At 29.9% G+C, this 22,635-nt stretch carries 19 protein-coding genes and 1 other RNA gene; 1 reads left to right on the plus strand and 19 read right to left on the minus strand.

What is annotated here, in order from left to right:
• The 12 genes from mglA to H8S20_RS20130 form a co-directional block, all read right to left on the minus strand.
• A complete protein-coding gene (mglA, locus tag H8S20_RS20075; RefSeq protein WP_186861186.1) occupies positions 1-1,500 on the minus strand; it encodes a galactose/methyl galactoside ABC transporter ATP-binding protein MglA in 1,500 nt (499 codons plus the stop codon).
• Between the two features lie 74 nt (positions 1,501-1,574).
• Positions 1,575-2,651 carry a galactose ABC transporter substrate-binding protein gene (locus H8S20_RS20080; RefSeq protein ID WP_032118003.1) on the minus strand — a complete coding sequence of 359 codons (1,077 nt, stop codon included), beginning with the start codon at positions 2,649-2,651 and terminating at the stop codon, positions 1,575-1,577.
• Between the two features lie 179 nt (positions 2,652-2,830).
• On the minus strand, positions 2,831-3,013 hold the full coding sequence (locus H8S20_RS20085; protein ID WP_186861187.1) for a DUF1858 domain-containing protein: 183 nt from the start codon (positions 3,011-3,013) through the stop codon (positions 2,831-2,833).
• A 14-nt stretch (positions 3,014-3,027) separates the two neighbouring features.
• Positions 3,028-3,666: a hypothetical protein gene (locus H8S20_RS20090; RefSeq protein ID WP_186861188.1), complete on the minus strand. Its 639-nt coding sequence runs from the start codon at positions 3,664-3,666 to the stop codon at positions 3,028-3,030.
• Between the two features lie 516 nt (positions 3,667-4,182).
• On the minus strand, positions 4,183-7,377 hold the full coding sequence (locus tag H8S20_RS20095) for a ligand-binding sensor domain-containing protein (protein ID WP_186861189.1): 3,195 nt from the start codon (positions 7,375-7,377) through the stop codon (positions 4,183-4,185).
• A gap of 295 nt (positions 7,378-7,672) precedes the next feature.
• An RNA gene (gene rnpB, locus H8S20_RS20100) (RNase P RNA component class A) lies at positions 7,673-8,037 on the minus strand.
• 46 nt (positions 8,038-8,083) lie between these two features.
• Positions 8,084-8,308, minus strand: a complete 225-nt coding sequence (locus H8S20_RS20105; protein ID WP_032118000.1) for a hypothetical protein — start codon at positions 8,306-8,308, stop codon at positions 8,084-8,086.
• A 92-nt stretch (positions 8,309-8,400) separates the two neighbouring features.
• Entirely contained in the window at positions 8,401-9,186 is a 786-nt protein-coding gene (locus H8S20_RS20110; RefSeq protein ID WP_032117999.1) for a Nif3-like dinuclear metal center hexameric protein, read from the minus strand.
• 8 nt (positions 9,187-9,194) lie between these two features.
• The gene (locus tag H8S20_RS20115; RefSeq protein WP_032117998.1) at positions 9,195-9,887 is read right to left on the minus strand and encodes a tRNA (adenine(22)-N(1))-methyltransferase; all 693 of its coding nucleotides are present in this window, start codon (positions 9,885-9,887) and stop codon (positions 9,195-9,197) included.
• 184 nt (positions 9,888-10,071) lie between these two features.
• A complete protein-coding gene (gene rpoD, locus H8S20_RS20120; protein WP_032117997.1) occupies positions 10,072-11,178 on the minus strand; it encodes an RNA polymerase sigma factor RpoD in 1,107 nt (368 codons plus the stop codon).
• A 30-nt stretch (positions 11,179-11,208) separates the two neighbouring features.
• Positions 11,209-12,990 carry a DNA primase gene (dnaG, locus tag H8S20_RS20125; RefSeq protein ID WP_186861190.1) on the minus strand — a complete coding sequence of 594 codons (1,782 nt, stop codon included), beginning with the start codon at positions 12,988-12,990 and terminating at the stop codon, positions 11,209-11,211.
• Positions 12,991-13,210: 220 nt separating this feature from the next.
• Entirely contained in the window at positions 13,211-14,239 is a 1,029-nt protein-coding gene (locus H8S20_RS20130; RefSeq protein WP_032117995.1) for a deoxyguanosinetriphosphate triphosphohydrolase, read from the minus strand.
• Between the two features lie 158 nt (positions 14,240-14,397).
• Between H8S20_RS20130 and H8S20_RS20135 the strand changes: the two genes are divergently transcribed.
• Complete coding sequence (locus H8S20_RS20135; RefSeq protein ID WP_032117994.1) at positions 14,398-15,462, plus strand: CotS family spore coat protein; 1,065 nt, start codon at positions 14,398-14,400, stop codon at positions 15,460-15,462.
• Between the two features lie 36 nt (positions 15,463-15,498).
• Here H8S20_RS20135 and ppdK read toward each other — a convergent pair whose 3' ends face one another.
• From ppdK to H8S20_RS20170, 7 genes are all read right to left on the minus strand, one after another.
• Positions 15,499-18,129 (minus strand): pyruvate, phosphate dikinase, encoded by a 2,631-nt coding sequence (gene ppdK, locus H8S20_RS20140; RefSeq protein WP_032117993.1) that lies wholly within the window; start codon positions 18,127-18,129, stop codon positions 15,499-15,501.
• A gap of 169 nt (positions 18,130-18,298) precedes the next feature.
• Positions 18,299-18,937, minus strand: coding sequence for a transcriptional regulator CcpN (gene ccpN / locus H8S20_RS20145; RefSeq protein ID WP_032117992.1), 639 nt, complete (start codon positions 18,935-18,937; stop codon positions 18,299-18,301).
• Between the two features lie 180 nt (positions 18,938-19,117).
• Complete coding sequence (locus tag H8S20_RS20150; protein WP_186861191.1) at positions 19,118-19,747, minus strand: DUF4342 domain-containing protein; 630 nt, start codon at positions 19,745-19,747, stop codon at positions 19,118-19,120.
• A gap of 8 nt (positions 19,748-19,755) precedes the next feature.
• A complete protein-coding gene (gene recO, locus H8S20_RS20155; RefSeq protein WP_186861192.1) occupies positions 19,756-20,505 on the minus strand; it encodes a DNA repair protein RecO in 750 nt (249 codons plus the stop codon).
• Positions 20,506-20,511: 6 nt separating this feature from the next.
• Positions 20,512-21,402, minus strand: a complete 891-nt coding sequence (gene era, locus H8S20_RS20160) for a GTPase Era (protein WP_032117989.1) — start codon at positions 21,400-21,402, stop codon at positions 20,512-20,514.
• Positions 21,403-21,412: 10 nt separating this feature from the next.
• A complete protein-coding gene (locus H8S20_RS20165) occupies positions 21,413-21,814 on the minus strand; it encodes a cytidine deaminase (protein WP_032117988.1) in 402 nt (133 codons plus the stop codon).
• A 113-nt stretch (positions 21,815-21,927) separates the two neighbouring features.
• Complete coding sequence (locus H8S20_RS20170; protein ID WP_186861193.1) at positions 21,928-22,629, minus strand: diacylglycerol kinase; 702 nt, start codon at positions 22,627-22,629, stop codon at positions 21,928-21,930.
• Positions 22,630-22,635: the final 6 nt, after the last annotated feature.

Here is a 22,635-nt window from a genome sequence, read left to right on the forward strand (position 1 = left end):
CTAAATATATTTTGCCGCTAAAGCCATAATCTTTTCTTGTGTTAAGTCTTCCGGTTTACCTTCACCTGCTAACCTACCATTTGACATTACAAGAATTCTATCACAAATACCTAGTAGTTCAGGCATTTCTGAAGAAACTACTATAACTCCCTTACCCTTATTTGCTAAATCAATTATTAATTGATATATTTCATATTTAGCTCCAACATCAATTCCTCTTGTAGGTTCATCTAAAAGTAACACTTCCGGTTTTGTTAAAAGCCATCTTCCTATAATTACTTTTTGTTGATTTCCACCTGATAAAGTCTTTATAAGTGTTTTTTGACCAGGAGTCTTAACTCGCATACTATCAATAGTCCACTTAGTATCTTCATTCATTTTCTTATCATTTAAAACCCCAAATTTTGAATAATTATCAATATTGGCAATTATACTATTAAACTTTATATCTAATCCTCCAAAGATACCATTCGCTCTACGTTCTTCAGTTAACAACGCAAAACCATTTTTTATAGCTATCCTTGAATCTTTATTATCAACAGCTTTACCATGTAGTTTTATATCACCTTCACTATGATGTCTAATTCCAAAGATTGTTTCTAGAAGCTCTGTTCTTCTTGAACCTACTAAACCTGCTACTCCTAAAATTTCTCCTTTTTTCAATTTGAAAGAAACATTCTTTACTGCTGGTTCGTAAGTTCCTGTTAAATTGTTAACCTCCATTATTACATCAGCCGGTTTATTGGTTTTAGGAGGAAAACGATTTGTTAAGTCACGTCCTACCATAAGCTTTATAATCTTATCTGTTGTAAGATTATTAGCACTCAAAGTATCTACCCATTTACCATCTCTCATGATAGTAACATCATCTGATATTTCTAAAATTTCTTCCATTTTATGTGATATATATATTATTCCGCAACCTCTATCTCGAAGCTTATTTATTATTCTAAATAAATGATCTACCTCTTGCTTAGTTAATGAAGACGTAGGTTCATCTAATACTAAAACCTTAGCGTTATATGAAACGGCTTTTGCAATTTCAACCATTTGTCTTTGTGATACTGATAGCTTAGCCATCTTTATCTTAGGATTAACATCTATATCTAGCTCTTTAAAAACTTTTTCAGTTTCCTCAAGCATTTTTTTCGAATCAATAACACCATTCTTACCTGGATATCTACCAAGCCAAATATTGTCCATTACATCTCTTTGCAATACTTGATTTAACTCTTGATGAACCATTGCAACACCATTATCCATGGCTTGCTTAGGATTTGAAAACTTAACTTTTTGTCCATCAAGATAAATTTCCCCATCATCTTCTATATAAACACCAAAAAGGCATTTCATTAGAGTAGATTTACCTGCACCATTTTCTCCCATCAATGCATGTACACTTCCTGGTCTAACTTTTAACTGTACTCCGTCTAAAGCTTTTACACCTGGGAAGCTCTTACTTATATTCATCATCTCAAGTATGTATTTTACTTCTGCCATTGTCTCTCACCACTCTTCTTATTTATTGCAACTGCATAGCGATTAAACGCCATGCAGCTTTAATATTTTAAATTCTATTTTACATATGGTTGGTAAGGAATTCTTACTGAAACTCCTGTATCATCAAATTCATATGAAGTTCCATCGATAGCACTCTTATCTTGAGCTAAATTCATTCCTATTTCATAAAGTGCCTTTGCCATACCTTCAGCATCTTGTAATACTGAACCTGTCATATATCCTTTTTCTATATAATCTTTAGCAGCATCTACAGCATCAACTCCAACAACTGGTATAAACTTAGATTCATCACCTTTGTTATATCCTTGATTTTGTAGCGCAGCCACAGCTCCTAATGCCATCCCGTCATTATTTGCTATTACAACTTCTATTTTATCTCCATGATTTGCAAGCCAAGCTTCCATTGTAGTTTGTGCTAGGTCTTGTTGCCAGTTACATGGTTGAAGCTCTAATTTTTCAGTCTTTATACTAGCTTCTTCAATAGTTTCTACTGAATATTTAGTTCTAGCAACTGCCTCTGGATTATCTGGTTCCCCTTGGAACATAACATATTGCATTACACCATCTTTATTTTTATCTATAGCATCTTTATTTGCATTCCATAAATCGCTTAATATCTTACCTTGCATTACACCAGCTTCTGATGCATTAGTTCCAACAAATACAGCATCTTCATAAGACTTAATTACATCTACAGATGGTTCTCTGTTAAATAATACAACAGGAACTCCTGAAGTTTTTATCTTATCTACAACGGTTTGTCCAGCACCTATATCAACTAAATTTACCATTAAAAGATCATAATTCTTTTGAAGTAATGTATCAATCATATCATTTTGTACAGATTGGTCACCTTTTCCATCAAAGAACTCAAATTCAACTTTCCCCTTATTTTCTTCTTGAATTTTAGTTAAATTTTGACGGACTGTTGATATATAAGTATCATCAAATTTATATAAACACACCCCAACCTTTATTGTTTTTTCTGCTGTATCTTGATCTCCAGTTTCAGTTGTTGTATTTTCTCCACCCTTATCTGAAGATTCATTTGATGATCCACATCCTGTTAATACTCCCATAACCATTATTGATGCAACAGCTAATGCAACTAACTTTTTAACCTTTTTCATTCTTATCCCTCCACACTAAATTCTCTCTTTGTTAATGTTTACATTTTAAATTATAGTTTGTCCTCTTTATATACTCCATACAAAATTCTTAACTCTTCTATCGAAATTCTAAGGTTTATTATAAATTTATAGGAAAACAAAAAAATCACCTCTTTTTCAAGGTGATTTTTACTACTTATTTATTCATTTAATTTTTTTAGTACCTCATCAAGATCTAATCCATGAATATTACAAGCATCTTCCAAGCTTTCCATAGACGCTGACGGACATCCTAAACATCCCATACCAAAATTCCTTAAAATTTCTTCTGCATTTTTATTCTTCTTTAATACATCTGCTATTATATCTGTTTTAGTTATCATAATATTATCCTCCATTAGGCTTTTCTTATTACTCTTGTGCCATTATCTATTTCTATGTATTCAAAGTCTTTATTTAACTCACTTATAAAAGCTTTTATCCATAATCCTCTAAAATCATAAAAATATTTAACATCAATATTTTCTGCATTCCAAATATCTTTATGTACGCAAATTCTTCTAGTCCATTTAATCATTTCTTCTGAGGAGTCAATTATTTCATTAACTCTATCACAAGGCATTCCATCTAAAATATAATCATTCATTAAATTATATAATTCTTCTGCCTTTTCAAAGCTTTTTCCTTCTGCTACTACCTCCCTAGCAGCCTTTATTCCTTGGTTTATATAAACTCTTTCTATTTTATTTATTCCCTTTTCTGAATTATTTATTATCTCTGAAATCCATGCTGCCATTCTTCCTTCAGCTGAATTTATTTTAGATTGTAACCATCCATGAATATTTCCAGTATCAATCATATCTTCTAGAGGTTTATTAGGTAACTTTTCTCCATACCTTTTATTTATTTTATCTCTTATTTCATCTGTATATATACCCTCTTCTTTTGCTACCTCTATAATATCTTCCTCTAAAATTTCAAACCATTGTATTTTATTAAATAACCAATAATGTATTTTCCCTAAAAATAAACTCATATTATATCCTCCATTTTAATGTATATTTTATATGCACTTTTTTATATTTTAATAATAGCTTATTATTTTTATTTTTACAATACTTATTTAGAAATTCTAGATTTAATATATTTATTTATTCCTAATTATAGTGAATGTACTAATATTACACTAAAAAGCTTTTCTCTCCACTACATTCAAAAACTTTTCAATTCATTATTTCTAATTAAGATAAATATCTCTTTTTCAAAACTACCTACATATAAACTATAACCATCATATTATTTTTGTATTATTATCCCGCTATCTCTTTTATATGCTCTAATATTCAAAGCCCTGTTAGTATTTAACTTATCAATTTTCCTTAAAGCATCTCTATATCGGTATCATAATTTTTTACTTCCTACACTAAATACTCCCTTTTAGTATGTTCAAGGCACATAAAATTATTAAAGTTTACAAAAAAGAATAACATCTACATACCCTGTAAATGTTATTCTCTCATTCTCGTTTTACTTAATCCATATATTCTACCTACTATTCAATAGGTAATAATATAATAAATTCACTACCTTCTCCAACTTTACTAAATACCTTAATCTCTCCTCCATGAAGATTAATTAAATTTCTAGTTAATGTTAATCCCAATCCACTTCCTCCAAAATCTTCTGATGAAACATCATACACTTGCCCAAATCTATCAAAAATACTCTTATGATATTTCTCATCTATTCCGACACCTGTATCTTTAACAGATATTCTAACCTTATCTTCCAACTCATCAACAGCAACAGTTATAGTACCTTCTGATTCTGTAAATTTTATGGCATTTCCAATCAAATTAACTATGCATCTTTCAATATCTAACTTATCACAACTTATAGTTAACTCTTCTATTTCTGGATCAACAATTAACTCTATCCCTTTTGATCTTGCAAGTTCAACCATAGATAATGCTGTATCTTCTACAAGAGAAACTATGTCAGTCTCTTCTTTGTTTAGCTTATATGATCCTGAATCTATTTTAGATGTATCTATAATATTATTTATAAGATTTAAGAGCCTCTTTGAGTTTCCTCCCAAAGTATTCATATATCCTTCCATCTTTTCATTATCTATTCTCTTTCCTGATTTAACTAAAGACCTTATTAATTGCTCTATCGATAAAATTACATTTAACGGTGTCCTAAGCTCATGAGATAAGTTTACAAAATAATTATTTTTGTACTGCTCTGCTTCTATAAGTCTCTTATACAGCTTCTTATTTTCATGAAGCTTATTATTTAACTCTTGAGTTCTTTGAGTTACTAGAGAATCTAAAATCTTTACCTGATTATAAAAGAAATATATTATTCCAAACAATATAAATATATATATATAATATGCAACAGGAGTCTTAAAAATTGAGTTTTTAACCTTTATATCTACACTCGAAACATCAGACCAAACACCATTATAATTTCTTCCTGCCATAAGCATTTTATATTTTCCTGGTGGAAGATTTGCATATCTTGCATAATTTTCAGTACCTGAAAATTCCCATTCACTATCCATACCCTCTAATTTATAAGCATACTGCATTTGACTCATATTTTTATACTCTGGAATAAAGAACTTTATATATAACTCTCTTGAATCATACTCTAAAACAACATTGTCTCTTAAAGTAACTTCCGTTCCACCACTTGTTTTTATACTATCTACAATCACATTGCTTGTACCCATTTTAAGTTGAAGTTCTAATGGATTAAATTTAGTTACTCCATTTACTCCTCCTACATAAATTTCACCATTTTTATTTTTATGATATGAGAATCCATTAAACTCATTGGTAGCAAGTCCATCTGCTTCATAGTACCTTACAAATTTATCTTCACTCTGATCATACATTGATAGTCCATAATTAGTTGTAGCCCAAATATTATCATAATCATCTACTAACACTCCATAAATAAAGCTATTAGATAATCCATCATTATATAAATATACTGTAAATTCTTCTGTATTCTTATTTAGTTTGTTTAACCCATCTTGAGTCCCTATCCATATATTTCCGCTACTATCTTCCGATATAGATCTTACATTATTAAAACTTAAAGAATTTTTATTATCATCGCTTAAATAATTCTTAACCTCTCCAGTTTCTTTATTATATTTTACAAGCCCGCCATCATTTCCAAGGCCAAACCACATTATCCCCTCACTATCTTCGTAAATTGCACTTACCGTTTTCTCATATACTCCATTCTTCTCTAAAACTTCATTATACGAAGTAAACTTTCCTTGTCTATCTAATGTAGATATTCCCCCTCTAGTTCCTATCCATAGAATGCCATCTTTATCAATATGTAAAACTCTTATTTCATTGTTTATTACACTATTCTCATCTTCTGTTTTCTTATATACAGTAAACCTTCCTGTAGCTTTATCATATTTATTTAATCCATTATCTGTAGCTATCCAAATTTCATTTCCTATTCCTGTTATGTCTTTTATCCTATTACTACTTAAACTGTTAGACTCATTGACATCATTAAAAAACCTAGTTACTTCATTTTCGCTAACTTTATTTACTCCTGCATTAAATGTTCCAATCCAAACATTTCCTTCATCATCCTCATATATACCACATACACTACTACTACTTAATGAGTTATTATCTGTAGGATCATTTCTATATACCCTAAAATCATTATTAGGAAAGAACTTACTTACTCCACCAAATGTTCCTACCCAAATTACTCCTAAATTATCTTGATATAAATTAATAACATTATCATCACATATACTATACTTGTCTGTGTTCTTTTTATATGTATAAAAAGTTTCATTCTTCTCATCAAATGAAGCTAACCCTTGATCTGTAGCTAACCATATATTTCCGTCTTTATCTCTTATTATGTCTCTTATAAGATTACTTGGTATTGATTTAGGATTATTAGAATCATGAACATATTTTTTAATACTATAATCTTTTAGATTCATAATATTTAGTCCACCAGTTTTAGTCCCAATCCATAATTCATTATTACTATAATGAAGAGAAAAAATATTATTTTCACTTATCGTATTTTTATCATTTTCATCATGATAGAAACTTTCAACAGATTTTTTTTCATGATTATATTTAAACAAACCATCTCTTGTAGACACCCAAATATTTCCTTCACCATCTTCAATAATATCCTGAATTCCCTTATTCTCTAGATAATCAGATGCTACTTTAATAAAATTATCATTTTCACTATCATATAAATTAAGACCGTTAATAGTACATACCCAAAGTCTACCCTTAGAATCAATTAGTAATTCATCTACAACAGTATTAGAGTATAGCTTGTCCTCTTCAGAAACTAAATATCTAGTTATCTCACCAGTATTTAAGTTCATTTTATTTAAGCCACCATCTGTACCTATCCACAAATTTTTATCACTATCTTCAACTAATGAGCTAATCATATTATTACTAATAGTATTTTCATCATTTTTTATATTTTTATATACCTTAAACTCATTTCCATTATATCTATTTAATCCATCATTAGTTCCTATCCATATATATCCTAAACTATCTTGATATATATACTCTGCTAATGATTGTGATAATCCGTCATCTATTGTTATACTTTGAAAATTAATATTACCATACTTATTTGATGAGTATACATTATTACTAAATACACAAATAAATAAAAATAATAAACCTATAACTTTTTTTATATTTTTTTTCATAACTCACCTAACCCAAAAGAAATCATTTATCACATTATAGCAAATTGCTACAAAATAATCATTACTTTTAAACATCTTTGTTATTTTTATTCATTTCGTTAAATATATTTATAATTTCACTATAAATTTTCTTAACTTTTATTGTAAAAACTATATTTTTTCTGAATTATATAATATTTTTAAGTATTACCTTCCTTATTTATAATCATTTTGAAATTATATAGTACTAATATAATTGTTTTTCTTTTATTGCAACAAAAGAAAAACACTAGGCGTAAACCTAGTGTTCATCACGGTTGCGAGATAGTCCGTAAGCGGAGTTCTGTATTAAGCAATCATCTATCTAGGCTTACTGTTGCCAGTAAGCTCAAGCGACACACCACGTAGCGGGACGGGCCACCCATATGCTACATCTCGGTCTTGCTCCAGGTGGGGTTTACATAGCCATGATGTCACCACCATGCTGGTGAGCTCTTACCTCGCCTTTCCATCCTTACCAGTCACTAAGTGAACTCAGGCTAAAAGCCTTCTGGCGGTATATCTCTGTTGCACTATCCTTCAAGTCACCTTGACTGGCCGTTAACCAGCACCATCGCCCTATGGAGCTCCGACTTTCCTCTCCTAGCTTCTAGAGCTAGCAGCGATTGCATGTACCACTCGCAAGAAATATAATATCACACATATTCAATTCTGACAAATAGTTTTTTTAAACAAAATATAGAATTATGAACAACATGATTAGAATTATCCAACTATAGATACCTATTCCTGAAAATAATAGTGTTATTCCAATAAGCACAAATATACATAACCTTGCCGCTGGATTTGGACAACTTGGTTGCCTTGGCTTAGCTGATGGCGTCTTAATAGCACATATTATATCATTAACAGTCTCCCTAAATACTTTTCCCCAATCAGTTTTCTTCGACATAATACCAACCTTACTAATTACTATAGTTTATAATATGTCTTTACCTATTTATCTTATTACTACAATTTTAAATTTTACGTAATTAATATAATTTATAAAAATGTATATGGATCTTCTTCAACCTTTGATAATATAAATTCTACATCATTAAATTTATCTATAATATTTTTCATTACATTAAAGAATACAATTTGTTCTGAAGCAAAATGACCAGCATCAATTATATTTATTCCCATCTCTTTATAGTCTGAAGCAAAATGATATGTAGTATCACCTGTTATAATACAATCAGCACCCTTACTTATGGCTCTTCCTATAAAATCTTGCCCACTTCCATTAATAATAGCAATCTTATTTACTTCATCTTTTCCTTTAACTACTCTTAAATTATTAATATTAAAGGTAGCCTTAACCTTATTAATAATATCCTCTAATGTAGTAGCTTTCTCTAATTTAACTAACCTTCCAAGACCTGCTTCCGAATCTCTTTTATTAGTCTCTAGAATCTCTGATGTGTCATATCCTAACAAACCTGGTATACTATCATTTAACCCTTTTTTTGCAGAATCTAAATTAGTATGGCTTGAATAAAGACTGATATTATTTTTTATAAGCTCAATTATTTTTTTACCTTGAAGAGTATCAGTAGTTATATTATTAGGGCGTCTAAAAATAAGAGGATGATGAGTTATTATTAAATCTACATTATTATCTTTTGCTTCTTGAACTACTTTCAATGTACAATCTAATGCTACTAAAACTTTTTTTACTTCCTTTTCTCTATCTCCTACCATAAGACCTACATTATCAAAATCTTCTTTTAAAAAAGTAGGAGCTAAGGTTTCCATAACCTCTATAATTTCTTTTACCTTTTTCATATTATCACCTATAAATATTTTTTCATTCTACTTATTATCTCTATTTTTTCAGAAACTTCAGCTTTTCTCTTTATTGCTGACTCACTATCATCTGTAATAAAACCTAGAATCCTGTTGTATTCATCTATTTTATAATCAATATACTCTTTCATTAATGGATGTTTACTTCTTAATAACATTGGACTTATTTCATAGTATATGCTATCTAGTTCTGTTGCCTGACCTTCAGCTTTTCTCACCTTGAATAGTTCATAATAAATACCTTCATCAAAACATAAATCTTCTTTAATTATTTCAAAATCATTTTTATAAAGATATTCTCTTAAAACCTCTGGATTTTGTGCTGGAATAAGTACTAAGTAGTTGCATGAAGCTACTTTATTTAAATCTTTCTGAATTATATCTCTAATAAGATTTCCTCCCATTCCAGCTATTACAACCTCTTCTACTTCATTAATGTTTAAAGGTTCAAATCCATTTCCTAATCTAAACTCTATTTTATCATCTATTCCCTCTAAAATAGCATTTAGTTTTCCTTTTGCTAATGGCTCTTTATTTATGTCACAAGCTATAGCCTTCTCGCATAGTTCATTTCTTAAAGCAAGTAGTGGTACATATCCATGGTCTGTTCCTATATCTGCTAATGTAGTTACCTTTTCTAGATTTGATACTATAAATTCAATTCTTTTACTTTTATCCATTATTATTACCTCTGCGCTCTATTTTTTGTAAATATTAGCTTTTAATCCTTAATCTAGTAAGAAGTTAAAACATTAGGAAACTTCTAATATCTTAACTTCTTTAAATATAAATTATGTTATTTTTCGAATTTTATTTCTTATAAATTTAACCAATAAAATAGCACCGGTTTTAGGTGCTATTTCACTAGTCTAAGTAATCCTTAAGCTTTTTGCTTCTTGAAGGATGTCTAAGTTTTCTTAAAGCCTTAGCTTCAATCTGTCTTATTCTTTCTCTAGTAACATTAAACTCTTTACCTACTTCTTCAAGAGTTCTTGCTCTACCATCATCTAATCCAAATCTAAGTCTTAGTACCTTTTCTTCTCTTGGTGTTAATGTATCTAGAACATTTATTAATTGTTCCTTTAACATTGTAAATGCAGCAGCTTCTGCTGGTGCTGGTGCATCATCATCTGGTATAAAATCACCTAAATGTGAATCTTCCTCTTCACCTATTGGTGTTTCTAATGAAACTGGCTCTTGAGCAATTTTTTGTATCTCTCTTACCTTATCAACTGGTAAGTCCATAACCTTTGATATTTCTTCTGGATATGGATCTCTTCCAAGTTCTTGAAGTAATTGCCTTTGTACTCTTATAAGTTTATTTATTGTTTCAACCATATGAACTGGAATTCTTATTGTTCTAGCTTGGTCTGCTATAGCTCTTGTTATCGCTTGCCTAATCCACCAAGTAGCATACGTTGAAAACTTAAAGCCTTTACGGAAATCAAATTTCTCTACAGCTTTAATTAGTCCAAGGTTCCCTTCTTGAATTAAGTCTAAGAAAAGCATACCTCTTCCTACATATCTTTTAGCTATACTTACAACTAGTCTAAGGTTCGCCTCTGCCAATTTTTTCTTAGCATATTGGTCCCCTTCTTCTATTCTTTTTGCAAGTTCCATCTCTTCTTCTGATGAAAGAAGAGGAACCTTACCTATTTCCTTTAGATACATTCTAACAGGGTCATCTATAGCAATACCTTCTGGTATAGTAAGATCTAATTCTTCTTCTACAATCTCAGCCTCCACTGCTTGACCTTGAACTTCTATTCCCATCGATTCAAGAACCTCATAAATTTTTTCAATTTGTTCAGGTTCTAAATCAACATGGTCTATTTCATCCATTATCTCTTTGTATGTTAATACCCCTGCCTTTTTTCCTTTATCAAGTAGGTTCTTTACTATAGACATCTTTCCATTTCTATCTTGGACGTCTTTCTTCTTATTTGAAGCTGCTTTAGTCTTTTCTTCCACTACTTAATTACCTCCTTCCAGTACATTATCCTAATTCAATTTTCTTCTTTTAAGTTCTTTACTAATTTTAGCTAACTCAATAGCTAATGATATAGATTCTTCAATCTTCCCTTGATTTTCAAGAATTTTTTGTTGTTTTTTCAACTCTTCTATCCTTTGTTTCAATTTATAATTAGTAATTTCATTGATATAATCCTCTATTAATCCTTTTATATCTTCAACATAAAACAAATTAATATCTTTAATTTTTATAAATTCTTTTATACTTTCCGTATTATTAAGCTGAGACTCAATAAAAGATACTACATTATCTTTATTTTCCCCTTTAGCTCTTTTAATAATAGTGAAAATTAATTTATGTTCTGGCAATACTAGGTCATTTTCATCTAACTTTTCTTCTATAATGTCTAAATATTCATTATTTTCTAAGATAAGCTTCAACAAAGATCTTTCAGCCTTCAAAAATCCAGGCTCTATATATAATTTTGTTCCACTTTCTTCCTTGTTATTCATATTATTTCCATCATTGCTATCATTAATCCGCTTACTTAGCATATCATATAAAATTTGCTCCTTAATTCCAGTATTTTCTGAAGCTTTTTTTACATAAACATCCTTTTCTAGTGGATCTAAATCCGATAATATATCCATGACCTTTTTAGCATATAAAATACTTGATTGACTATTTTTAAAATCTATTCCTTCTTCAGCCTTTTTAAGTCTATAGTCTATTAAAGGTGCTGCAGAATTAATTAATTTTAAAAATGCCTCTTTGCCATTACTTCTCACAAATTCATCAGGATCTTTCCCTTGTGGTATTGATAATACTCTAACATCAAAGCCAGCTGTCCTTAAAATCTCAAGTCCTCTCATAGTTGCCATTTGTCCAGCTATATCCGCATCATAAGATATTACTACCTTATCTGCATATCTCTTAAGAAGTCTTGCTTGATTAATAGTAAGAGCTGTACCTAAAGATGCTACAACATTTGTTATACCATATTGATGTAACGTAATTAAATCCATATATCCTTCAACAATGATAAAATATCTCTCTTTCATATTATGCTTTAAAGCAAAATTTAAGCCGTACAAATTAGTACCTTTTTGAAAAATCAATGTTTCTGGAGAATTTAAATACTTAGGCTTTGAATCATCTAATACTCTTCCACCAAATCCTATTACCTTACCTCTATAATCAAATACTGGAAACATAACTCGATTTCTAAATCTATCATATTTCCTATTTTTTTCAGGGTTTACAGAAAGTAATCCTGCCTCGATCATTAGCTGTTCAGATATGTTTTTTCGTTTTAAATGATTCATAAGGCTATTCCAACTATTATTGGCATAACCTAATCCAAAACTTCTAATAGTTTCTAGTTTGATGCCTCTGTTTAAGAAATATTCCTTTGCAGTATTATTACTCATCAAATTAGAAAAAAAGAATTTCCCCGCTTCTAGATTTACTCTATATAATAATTCTTTTTTTTGTAATCTCTTATCCTTTTTTTCATTTTGGAGTTCTAATGTAATATTCGCTCTAGCAGCTAAATATTTTACAGCATCTAAAAATGACATGTTTCTATTCTTCATAACGAAGCTTATTACATTCCCTGCTTCTCCACATCCAAAGCATTTATATATCTGCTTATCTTGCGAGACAGAAAATGAAGGTGACTTTTCATTATGAAATGGACATAATCCCATAAAATTTCTTCCAGACCTTTTAAGCCTTACAGTCTCCGAAATCACCTCAACAATATCATTCTCATTTTTAATTCTTTCTAGAATCTCTTCTGAAATCTGCAAGGAGACTCCCTCCTTACCTAATAAATTTTATTAATTACTTTGTATGAAATTCGACATTTAAAGTTAAAATCCTTCTTTTTTTAATATAAAAATTTAATATTAAAAATAAATTACTAATATTTTGTCGTTATTCTAATTTATAATTCTATTTTAATTTTAAAAATCCTTTTTTATTTTACAAATTTTATTCTGCCCAAAAAATTAAAATTATACAACATTTTTAAAAGATAACAAACTTTGGTACAAATAACTCATTAAATATACCTATACAATAATCATCACTCATACCAGCTATATAATCTGCTACAGCTCTTTTTAAGCCTTCTTCGCTAGCAATTTTTCTATATAACTCTGGTAGTTTTTCCTCATGTTTACAATAATATTCCAATAACTGATGTAATATAAATTTTGCTTTATCTCTTTCAACTTTAAGAACATCACCTAAATATATATTAGCAAACATAAATTTTCTTAGTTCCACCATTGCTTCTTTTACTTCATTACTTTGACCTACTTCATAGATATCATTCTCTAAGTTTGTTATAGTTTCTTTTATCATATCCGATATTAACACTTCTATTCTTTCTGAATGAGATTTTCCTAAAACATTTATTACCTCCTTAGGTAAATCATCTTCACTTAATAACTTTGCTCTTATAGAATCATCTATATCATGATTTAAATAGGCAATCTTATCACTGTATTGAACAATTCTACCTTCTAAAGTTTTAGCTTTATTTATTCCCTCACTTAGACCACTATGATTTAATATCCCATCTATAACTTCATGAGTTAAGTTAAGACCTCGTCCGTCTCTTTCTAATTTTTTAACAACTCTTACACTTTGCTCATTATGCCTAAATCCACCTTCTAAGAACTCAGATAAAACTTCTTCTCCATTATGAGCAAATGCAACATGACCTAAATCATGACCTAAAGCTATAGCTTCAATAAGAATTTCATTTAGCCCTATTCCAACACCTATAGTTCTCCCTATTTGAGCCACTTCTAGAGTATGAGTTAACCTTGTTCTATAATGATCACCAAAAGTTTTAATATAAACCTGTGTCTTATGTTTTAGTCTCCTAAATGATTTTGAGTGAATAATTCTATCTCGATCTACCATAAAACAAGTTCTAATTGGATCTTTTTCTTCAAAAACCTCTCTTCCTAAACTATCTACACTTAATATAGCCTGTTTAGCTAATGTCAAGCTTTCAAATTTTTCTATTTTCTCTCTTATATCCATTTAACTCACCTCAAGTATATTTATTCTATATTTTTCTCAAAAATCCTTTATTTAATCTCTACATTTAAATAATATATGAAATCTACCACTACCTTATGTATATTTGTAAAATAAAACTAATATTATATATTATTAAACTAAGATAAGGAGATATTTCTATGGCTTCTGAGAAACTTTTATTTAATAACGATGGCTTGTCTTTAACTAATATAAAAAAATATATATTACCTCTTTTTTCATTAGAAAATGCATCTGTATCTATGGTTAAATTTAAAGATACAGATAAACAAAGAGCAGTCTTTAAAATAGAAACAGAAAGAAATTCCTACTGTTTAAAAAAAGTTTATTATAATGAGGAAAGCTTGCTTTTTGTGTATTCTGCTATGGAGTGGTTATACAGAAATAATTTAAATGTTCCTAGATTACTACCTTCAAAAAACAACTCCAGATTTGTACTGTTCAACAACATGATTTTTATATTAACACCGTGGGTTGCTGGTGATAAATGTGACTTTGATAATTCTACTCACATAAATCTTTCTTGTCAAACACTTGGTAAAATACATAAAGTCTCAAAAAACTTTTTTCCCATAGAAGGTAGTACTAAAAGAGAAGGACTTGAAGATTTTCATTTATCTACAAGTAAACACTTTAATCAACTCTTAGAGAATGCTAATTACGCAAATAATATAAAAGATAGATTTTCTAATATTTATTTGAACAATCTTGATTATAATCTAGATTTAGCTAAATTGTCCTTGGAAATTTCGTCCACTATAGATTCTTCTGATTTATCTACATCTTTGTGTCACGGAGACTATGTAAACAAAAATATAATTATAGATGATAAAGATAATGTTTTTATTATAGATTTTGATAAATGTAAATATGATTATAGTTCATATGATATATCTTATTTTTTAAGACGATTGCTAAAAAGGCCAACTACAAACTGGGATGTACAGATAACTATAGATGTCTTAAATAGTTATCTTAAGGAAAACACTCTTACTTCTTCAGATTTTAAATATATATTAGCCTATTTAGCCTTTCCACAAAAATATTGGAAAATCTCTAGAGATTACTATAAAAACATAAAGAAATGTAATAAAAAATCTTTTGTTACGCTCTTAGAGAAAGGACTTGAAAGAACTGCTAACCAATTAGAATATGTAAATAATATGATTATAATTTTAGAAAAGTACTACAACGTTAAATTTTAAAAAGGAAGTGTCTCCACTTCCTTTTTTTTATATTAACTATCTTGGATTTTTAACTTGAGCTTGAGCTGCAGCTAATCTAGCAACTGGAACTCTAAATGGTGAACAAGATACGTAGTTTAATCCTACATTGTGGCAGAATTCTATTGAAGATGGATCTCCACCGTGTTCTCCACAGATACCTAATTTAATATTTGGTCTTGTTGCTCTACCTTTTTCAGCTGCCATCTTTACTAATTGACCAACACCATTTTGATCTAATTTAGCAAATGGATCTTGCTCATATACTTTTCTTTCATAGTAATCATTTAAGAACTTAGCAGCATCATCTCTTGAGAATCCAAATGTCATTTGAGTTAAGTCATTTGTACCAAATGAGAAGAATTCTGCTTCTTTAGCTATTTCATCAGCAGTTACAGCTGCCCTTGGAATTTCTATCATTGTACCTACTAGGTAATCAAGTTTAGTTTCCTTTTCTTCCATAACTGTTTCAGCTGTTCTTACAACTATATCTTTAACAAACTTTAATTCTTTAATATCTCCAACAAGTGGAATCATTATTTCTGGAACAATATTGTATCCTTTATTCTTCTTAACTTCTATAGCAGCTTCTATTACAGCTCTTGTTTGCATTTCAGCTATTTCTGGATAAGATACAGCTAATCTACAACCTCTATGACCCATCATTGGATTGAACTCATGTAAGCTTTCAACAGTGTTCTTTAACTCCTCAAAAGTTAATCCCATAGTCTTAGCAAGCTCTTCTATTTCCTCATCAGTATGAGGTAAGAACTCATGTAGTGGTGGATCTAAGAATCTTATTGTAGCTGGTCTTTCCTCTAACTCTTCATATATTCCAATAAAGTCTTCTCTTTGCATTGGAAGTAATTTTTCAAGTGCAGCTCTTCTTTCTTCTTCATTCTTAGCTACGATCATTTCTCTAACTGCCATTATTCTATCTTCAGCAAAGAACATGTGCTCTGTTCTACAAAGACCTATACCTTCAGCTCCAAATTCAACTGCTTGCTTAGTATCTCTTGGAGAATCTGCATTAGTTCTTATCTTTAATGCTCTTATTTCATCTGCCCATGCCATAAATGTAGCAAAATGTCCAGATATTTCAGGAGTAACTGTATCTATAGCTTCTCCATAAACATTACCAGTTGAACCATCTATTGAAATATAATCTTCAGTAGTATAAACTTTTCCGTCTACTTCTAAAGTTTTTTCTTCTTCATTAACCTTTAAAGTTCCACATCCAGCAACACAGCAAGTTCCCATTCCTCTTGCGACAACTGCTGCATGAGAAGTCATTCCACCTCTTACTGTTAGAATACCTTCTGCTGCTATCATACCTTCGATATCTTCTGGTGAAGTCTCAAGTCTTACTAAAACTACTTTTTCCCCTGCTGCAGCTCTTTCTTTAGCTTCCTCTGCAGTAAATGATATCTTACCACATGCTGCACCTGGTGATGCTGGCAAGCCCTTAGCTATTGCTGTAGATTTCTTTATTTCAGCAGTATCGAATGTAGGATGTAGTAAAGAGTCTAATTGCTTTGGCTCTACTTTTAGGATAGCTTGTTCTTTAGTTAACATTCCTTCTTCAACTAAATCAACAGCTATCTTTAATGCAGCTTGAGCAGTTCTTTTACCATTTCTAGTTTGAAGGAAGTATAAAACACCTTCTTCTATAGTGAACTCCATATCTTGCATATCTCTGTAGTGATTTTCTAATGTATGAACTATATCCATGAATTGTTTATATATAGCTGGGTTTTGCTCTTCTAATTTAGCTATTGGAAGTGGTGTCCTTATACCTGCAACAACGTCTTCACCTTGTGCATTCATTAAGTATTCACCATAAATTTCTTTTTCCCCAGTAGCAGCATTTCTTGAGAATGCAACCCCAGTTCCTGAAGTTTCTCCCTTATTACCAAATACCATTTGTTGAACGTTTACTGCTGTTCCCCATTCACCTGGAATATCGTTTAATCTTCTATAAACTATAGCTCTTGGGTTATCCCATGATCTAAATACTGCAGTAACAGCTTCAATTAATTGCTTTTTAGGATCTTGGATGAAATCTTCACCTTTTTCCTTTTTATATAACTCTTTATATTTACCAACTAATTCTTTTAAATCATCTGCTGTTAGGTCAGTGTCAAAGTGAACACCTCTAGCTTCCTTCATCTCATCGATAAGATTTTCAAATAATCTCTTTTCAACTCCCATAACAACATCTGAGAACATTTGAATAAATCTTCTATATGAATCATATGCAAATCTTGGATTGTTTGTAAGCTTTGCCATAACTTCAACTGAAGTATCATTTAACCCAAGGTTTAATATTGTATCCATCATACCTGGCATAGAAACTCTAGCCCCTGATCTTACTGAAACTAATAATGGATTCTCTAAGCTTCCAAATTCTTTTCCAGTAGTTTCTTCAAGCTTTTTAATATTTTCTTGTATTTCTTCTATTATTGCATCTGATATTTTCTTACCATCTTCATAATACTTGTTACAAGCTTCTGTTGTTACTATAAATCCTTGTGGCACTGGGATCCCTAGTTTAGTCATTTCTGCTAAATTTGCTCCTTTACCTCCAAGAAGGTTTTTCATTGTTTCATCGCCTTCACTGAAAAGGTAAACATACTTCTTTTTCTCCATCTCAATACTCCTCCGTTCAATACAATTATAAATATATATACTATCGAAGCTTGGCTCCGTAGCTAACTAATTTTATAAATTTTATTGTTTTTATACCATATTTTTTATACCCGTTATTTTTTTGTTTTATACCCGTTATTTTTTTGTTTTATACCCGTTTTTTGTTACCCTAATTACTTTCCCCAAGCTTTACAAATAACTTTGTAATATTTGTCTTAGATATTTTACCCACAATTTTATACTTGTCTTTTTCTTTTGAATCTTCTTCAATTTTTTCTACTATTGGTATACTGTCAATTTCATGTTCTATTATTTTCTTTGCTAATGAATATGCACTGTCTTCTTGAAAACCATAGATTATATTTGGCATTCTAGTCATAATAACTCCTACTGGAACCTTATGTATATCTGTTCCTCCTATAGCAATCTTTAAAAAATCTTTTCTCGAAACAGCTCCTACTAAAATATCATTATTTTCAACGAATATCGTACCTATATCATTTAAAAATAAGAACACAATTGCATCATATACCGTTGTTGATTCATTTACCGTAGCTGGTTTAGACATTATAGTTTCAGCTTTAATATTAGATAAGTTATCTAATATATCACTATTTAACTTTCGTCCTACGTATACATAACCAACCTTAGGTCTAGCATCTAATATCCCTATCATAGTTAAGATAGCTAAATCAGCCCTTAATGCAGCTCTAGTAACTCCTAATTTACTTGCTAAAGCTTCACTTGTGACAGGCTGTCCTTCTTTAACTAATCTAATTATCTCTTCTTGTCTTGACGTTAATTTCACGTTACCCCTCTTTTCGACTTTTTAGGGAATATTCAGACAATTTAGATTTATTTGATATTTACAGTATAATTATAACATTTTATCAAATTTTGACTATACTTAATTTTCTGAAAAATTAGTCAAATCAGCTGATTATTCCCTATTTTTTCTATTTATTGAAACTATACCCCTATTTATCTCTTAATTACTTCCTTTTTCTTCCTCTTCAAATTTCACAGTATATACAAACGTATTAGTTTCACTTTCTTTCGTAGATGTATTATTGTCATGTTTCTTAAATGCATCAACATTTACTTCTGATACTTTATCTTTAACTACATCAGCTATATCTGAAGCTTTTTCTTTTGCATCATTAACAGCTTTAGATATATATTTATTTACAATTTCTACAGTACCATCTGCTTTTGTTATTTCTATAGTTACCTTTGTTACTACTGCTGCAACAACTACAAAGGCTAAAATCGGAGGAATTATAACAGCTATAACAGCTGCTGCTATACCAGCATTTACAGGCACATCAACGATTGTATCGCCATCTTTAGATACTTTTATTCTTGATATATTCCCTTTGTTTATTAAGTCTTTAAGCCAAGCCTTAAGCTCTGATATTGTTTCTGTATTATTACAAGTACCTCCAGTACTTTTTTCCGCTCCAATCCCACTTTCATAATTCTCTTTAGCTTTTTCCTCTAAAAGAATTATAGCATCTAATACATCACCATTTGTAAGTTCTAAAGCACTTTTGGCTTCTGCATAAGATACTCCTGTTCTTTCTTTAACTTTATCTACTTGCTCTAATGTTACTTCCATATATCTCACTACTCCTTAATATAATTTAACATCTCTAAGCTCTTAGGACGTTTTGAATAATTTGAATAAATTATATACGTTGTTACCTTCTCAATTTGCTTTTTAACTTCATCTGTTAAATTTAATCTATAAACTTTATCCATTGGTGTATTGTTTAAAAATCTCAAAGCACTATATGCAGCCCTAGATATATAAATTCCACCTACTTTATTACACTCATCACATACTCCACCAAAATTATTTAAAGAAATATATGTAGATGAGTTTATAGGTTTTTTGCATATACTACAATTATCAAATATCAAGCCATATCCTGTAGCTTTCAAAACTCTTAATTCAAAAGATCTTATTAAAAGCTCATAATCTAAAGCATCAGTATTTAATAAATATAGACATGTTATAAAATCTTTAAAAAGATTCAAATTTTTTTCTCCATCTTCCACACAAATATCGATAAGCTCACATACGTACGACGAATATGTAAGCTTATCTAAATTATCTAATAACCCTTGAAAAGAGTTTATAATTTTACCTTCTTGAAGATTGTAGAGATTTTTCCCTTGAAAAAGTGAATAGTCAGCAAAGCAAAGAGGTAGAGTCATAGATAAAAATTTACTTTTACTTTTCTTTGACCCTCTTGCTATAGCTGTAACCTTTCCTTCAGCCTCTGTATATATCCAGATAAGCTTATCATTCTCTTTATAATCCTGTGATTTTAAAACAACACCTTTAGTATTTAAAAGTGCCAATAAATCCACCCCTAGTTATTTCATTTTCTTATATCCTAATTCCTTAAGTAAAAGATTGTTATCTCTCCATTCTTTTCTTACTTTAACCCATACCTTCAAGTTAACTTTTGCATGTAAGAATCTTTCAATTTCATACCTAGAAGTTTCACCTATCTTCTTTAAACTAACTCCATTTTTACCTATGATTATTCCTTTATGTGAATCTTTTTCACATATCAAATCTACCTCTATATGATATGTTCCATTTTCACTTTGTTTCATTTGAATAACATCAACAGCTATTCCATGCGGAACCTCATCTCTAAGGTTTCTTAAAGCTTTTTCTCTTACTATTTCTGATACTATAAATCTCTCTTGTACATCAGTTATCATATCTTCTGGATAGTATTGTGGTCCTTCAGGCATATATTTTTTCATTAATTCAACTAAAGTATCTACATTCTTTCCCTTTAAAGCAGAAATAGGAATTATTTCTTTAAAGTTGTACTCTTCAGAATACATTTGTAAAGTCTTAGCAACTTTATCATGACTGTTTTCATCCACTTTATTTACTACTAAAAACACTGGAGCATTTTGTTCTTTTAGAGCTTCTAAAATAAACTTATCTCCTCTTCCAATTTCTTCATCTGGATTTATTAGAAATAGTACTAAATCGACTTCTTTAATAGAATCCTTTGCTGAATTAACCATAAATTCACCAAGCTTATGCTTTGGCTTATGTATCCCTGGTGTATCAACGAAAACTATTTGATAATCCTCACCTGTTAATATTGTTTGAATATTATTTCTTGTAGTTTGAGGTTTATTTGATACTATAGATAGTTTCTCACCCATTATTTGATTTAGTAGCGTTGATTTTCCTACGTTTGGTCTACCAACTATTGTTACGAATCCTGATTTATACATTAACTTCCTCCTAACCATTTAAATCTTTTTTTGAAAAGATTCCTGGTAATATTTCATCAAATGTTTTTACTAAATAATCATTTGCATTTTTTATTATTATAACAGGTATAGATGTATCTACTACAAACTCAGCAATTACCTGTCTACATATACCACATGGATATGTATAAGTGCTTGTGTCACCAACTACAGCTATAGCCTTTATTTCTCTATTTCCTTCATATACACCTTTAAATATTGCAGTTCTTTCTGCACAATTAGTTCCACCAAAAGATGCATTTTCTATATTACATCCTGTATATATTTTTCCATCTTCAAATAAAACTGCTGCTCCAACTTTAAAATTCGAATATGGGCAATATGCTTTTTCCCTTGCTTCTAATGCTTTTTCTACTATCTCTTTGTAATCCATATTTTCAGCCTCCATTCTTAAATAGTATATCACATTTAAATTTATTGTCTCCAAATATCATAAAAATTTTTAAATATTTTTATGATATCTAAACCTTTGATTTAGAGACACACTTACAATTTAAATATAGTAAATATTAACAGTGTCAATAAAACTCCTAAAAGAGCTCCTACGATGACTTCAAAAACTGAATGAACTTCTGAGTCTACCCTACTTTGCGCTGTAATAAAAGCCATCAAATACGCTAAAATTATACATATTGGTTCTTCTGTAATGAGCGAAATAGCAGTTGATATAGAAAAAGCCAAAGCACTATGCCCACTTGGCATACCACCCTTCAAAGGAGTTCCCTCTCCATATATAGCTTTTATTATAACCGTTGCTAAGCTTACTATTACTAGAGCTATAAATATCATATATGGCTCGGAATTCTTCATTTTGTGGACAACTCCATAAGATATCTCTTCAAGTTTATCCCAAAATATAATATATCCAACTAAAACTGCATTTATAGCAGTTATTAACACTGCTCCAGCCGCCGTATTTTTTGCTACTTTAGCTAAAGGATGATAATAATTTGTATTTAAATCTATAGCAGCTTCTATTGCTGTATTTATCATCTCAGCTACAAATACACTTGTTATAGTTAATGCTAAAATTAAAAATTCTACTTTTGATACATCAATAAAAAAACATGATAGCAAAACTATAACAGCTCCAACTGTATGTATTTTCATATTCCTTTGGGTTCTTACAGCATAAATTATGCCGTTTATTGCATGATTAAAACTCTCTAACAACCTTCTCATTCCCATAATTAT

This window comes from Clostridium hominis (assembly GCF_014287825.1).
Classification (GTDB): domain Bacteria; phylum Bacillota; class Clostridia; order Clostridiales; family Clostridiaceae; genus Clostridium; species Clostridium hominis.

Bases quoted from the DNA above. Each gene is read 5' to 3' on its own strand.
- mglA (WP_186861186.1), bottom strand. From the start codon at position 1,500: ATGGCAGAAGTAAAATACATACTTGAGATGATGAATATAAGTAAGAGC.
- H8S20_RS20080 (WP_032118003.1), bottom strand. From the start codon at position 2,651: ATGAAAAAGGTTAAAAAGTTAGTTGCATTAGCTGTTGCATCAATAATG.
- H8S20_RS20085 (WP_186861187.1), bottom strand. From the start codon at position 3,013: ATGATAACTAAAACAGATATAATAGCAGATGTATTAAAGAAGAATAAA.
- H8S20_RS20090 (WP_186861188.1), bottom strand. From the start codon at position 3,666: ATGAGTTTATTTTTAGGGAAAATACATTATTGGTTATTTAATAAAATA.
- H8S20_RS20095 (WP_186861189.1), bottom strand. From the start codon at position 7,377: ATGAAAAAAAATATAAAAAAAGTTATAGGTTTATTATTTTTATTTATT.
- H8S20_RS20105 (WP_032118000.1), bottom strand. From the start codon at position 8,308: ATGTCGAAGAAAACTGATTGGGGAAAAGTATTTAGGGAGACTGTTAAT.
- H8S20_RS20110 (WP_032117999.1), bottom strand. From the start codon at position 9,186: ATGAAAAAGGTAAAAGAAATTATAGAGGTTATGGAAACCTTAGCTCCT.
- H8S20_RS20115 (WP_032117998.1), bottom strand. From the start codon at position 9,887: ATGGATAAAAGTAAAAGAATTGAATTTATAGTATCAAATCTAGAAAAG.
- H8S20_RS20130 (WP_032117995.1), bottom strand. From the start codon at position 14,239: ATGGATATAAGAGAGAAAATAGAAAAATTTGAAAGCTTGACATTAGCT.
- H8S20_RS20135 (WP_032117994.1), top strand. From the start codon at position 14,398: ATGGCTTCTGAGAAACTTTTATTTAATAACGATGGCTTGTCTTTAACT.
- ppdK (WP_032117993.1), bottom strand. From the start codon at position 18,129: ATGGAGAAAAAGAAGTATGTTTACCTTTTCAGTGAAGGCGATGAAACA.
- H8S20_RS20150 (WP_186861191.1), bottom strand. From the start codon at position 19,747: ATGGAAGTAACATTAGAGCAAGTAGATAAAGTTAAAGAAAGAACAGGA.
- era (WP_032117989.1), bottom strand. From the start codon at position 21,402: ATGTATAAATCAGGATTCGTAACAATAGTTGGTAGACCAAACGTAGGA.
- H8S20_RS20165 (WP_032117988.1), bottom strand. From the start codon at position 21,814: ATGGATTACAAAGAGATAGTAGAAAAAGCATTAGAAGCAAGGGAAAAA.
- H8S20_RS20170 (WP_186861193.1), bottom strand. From the start codon at position 22,629: ATGGGAATGAGAAGGTTGTTAGAGAGTTTTAATCATGCAATAAACGGC.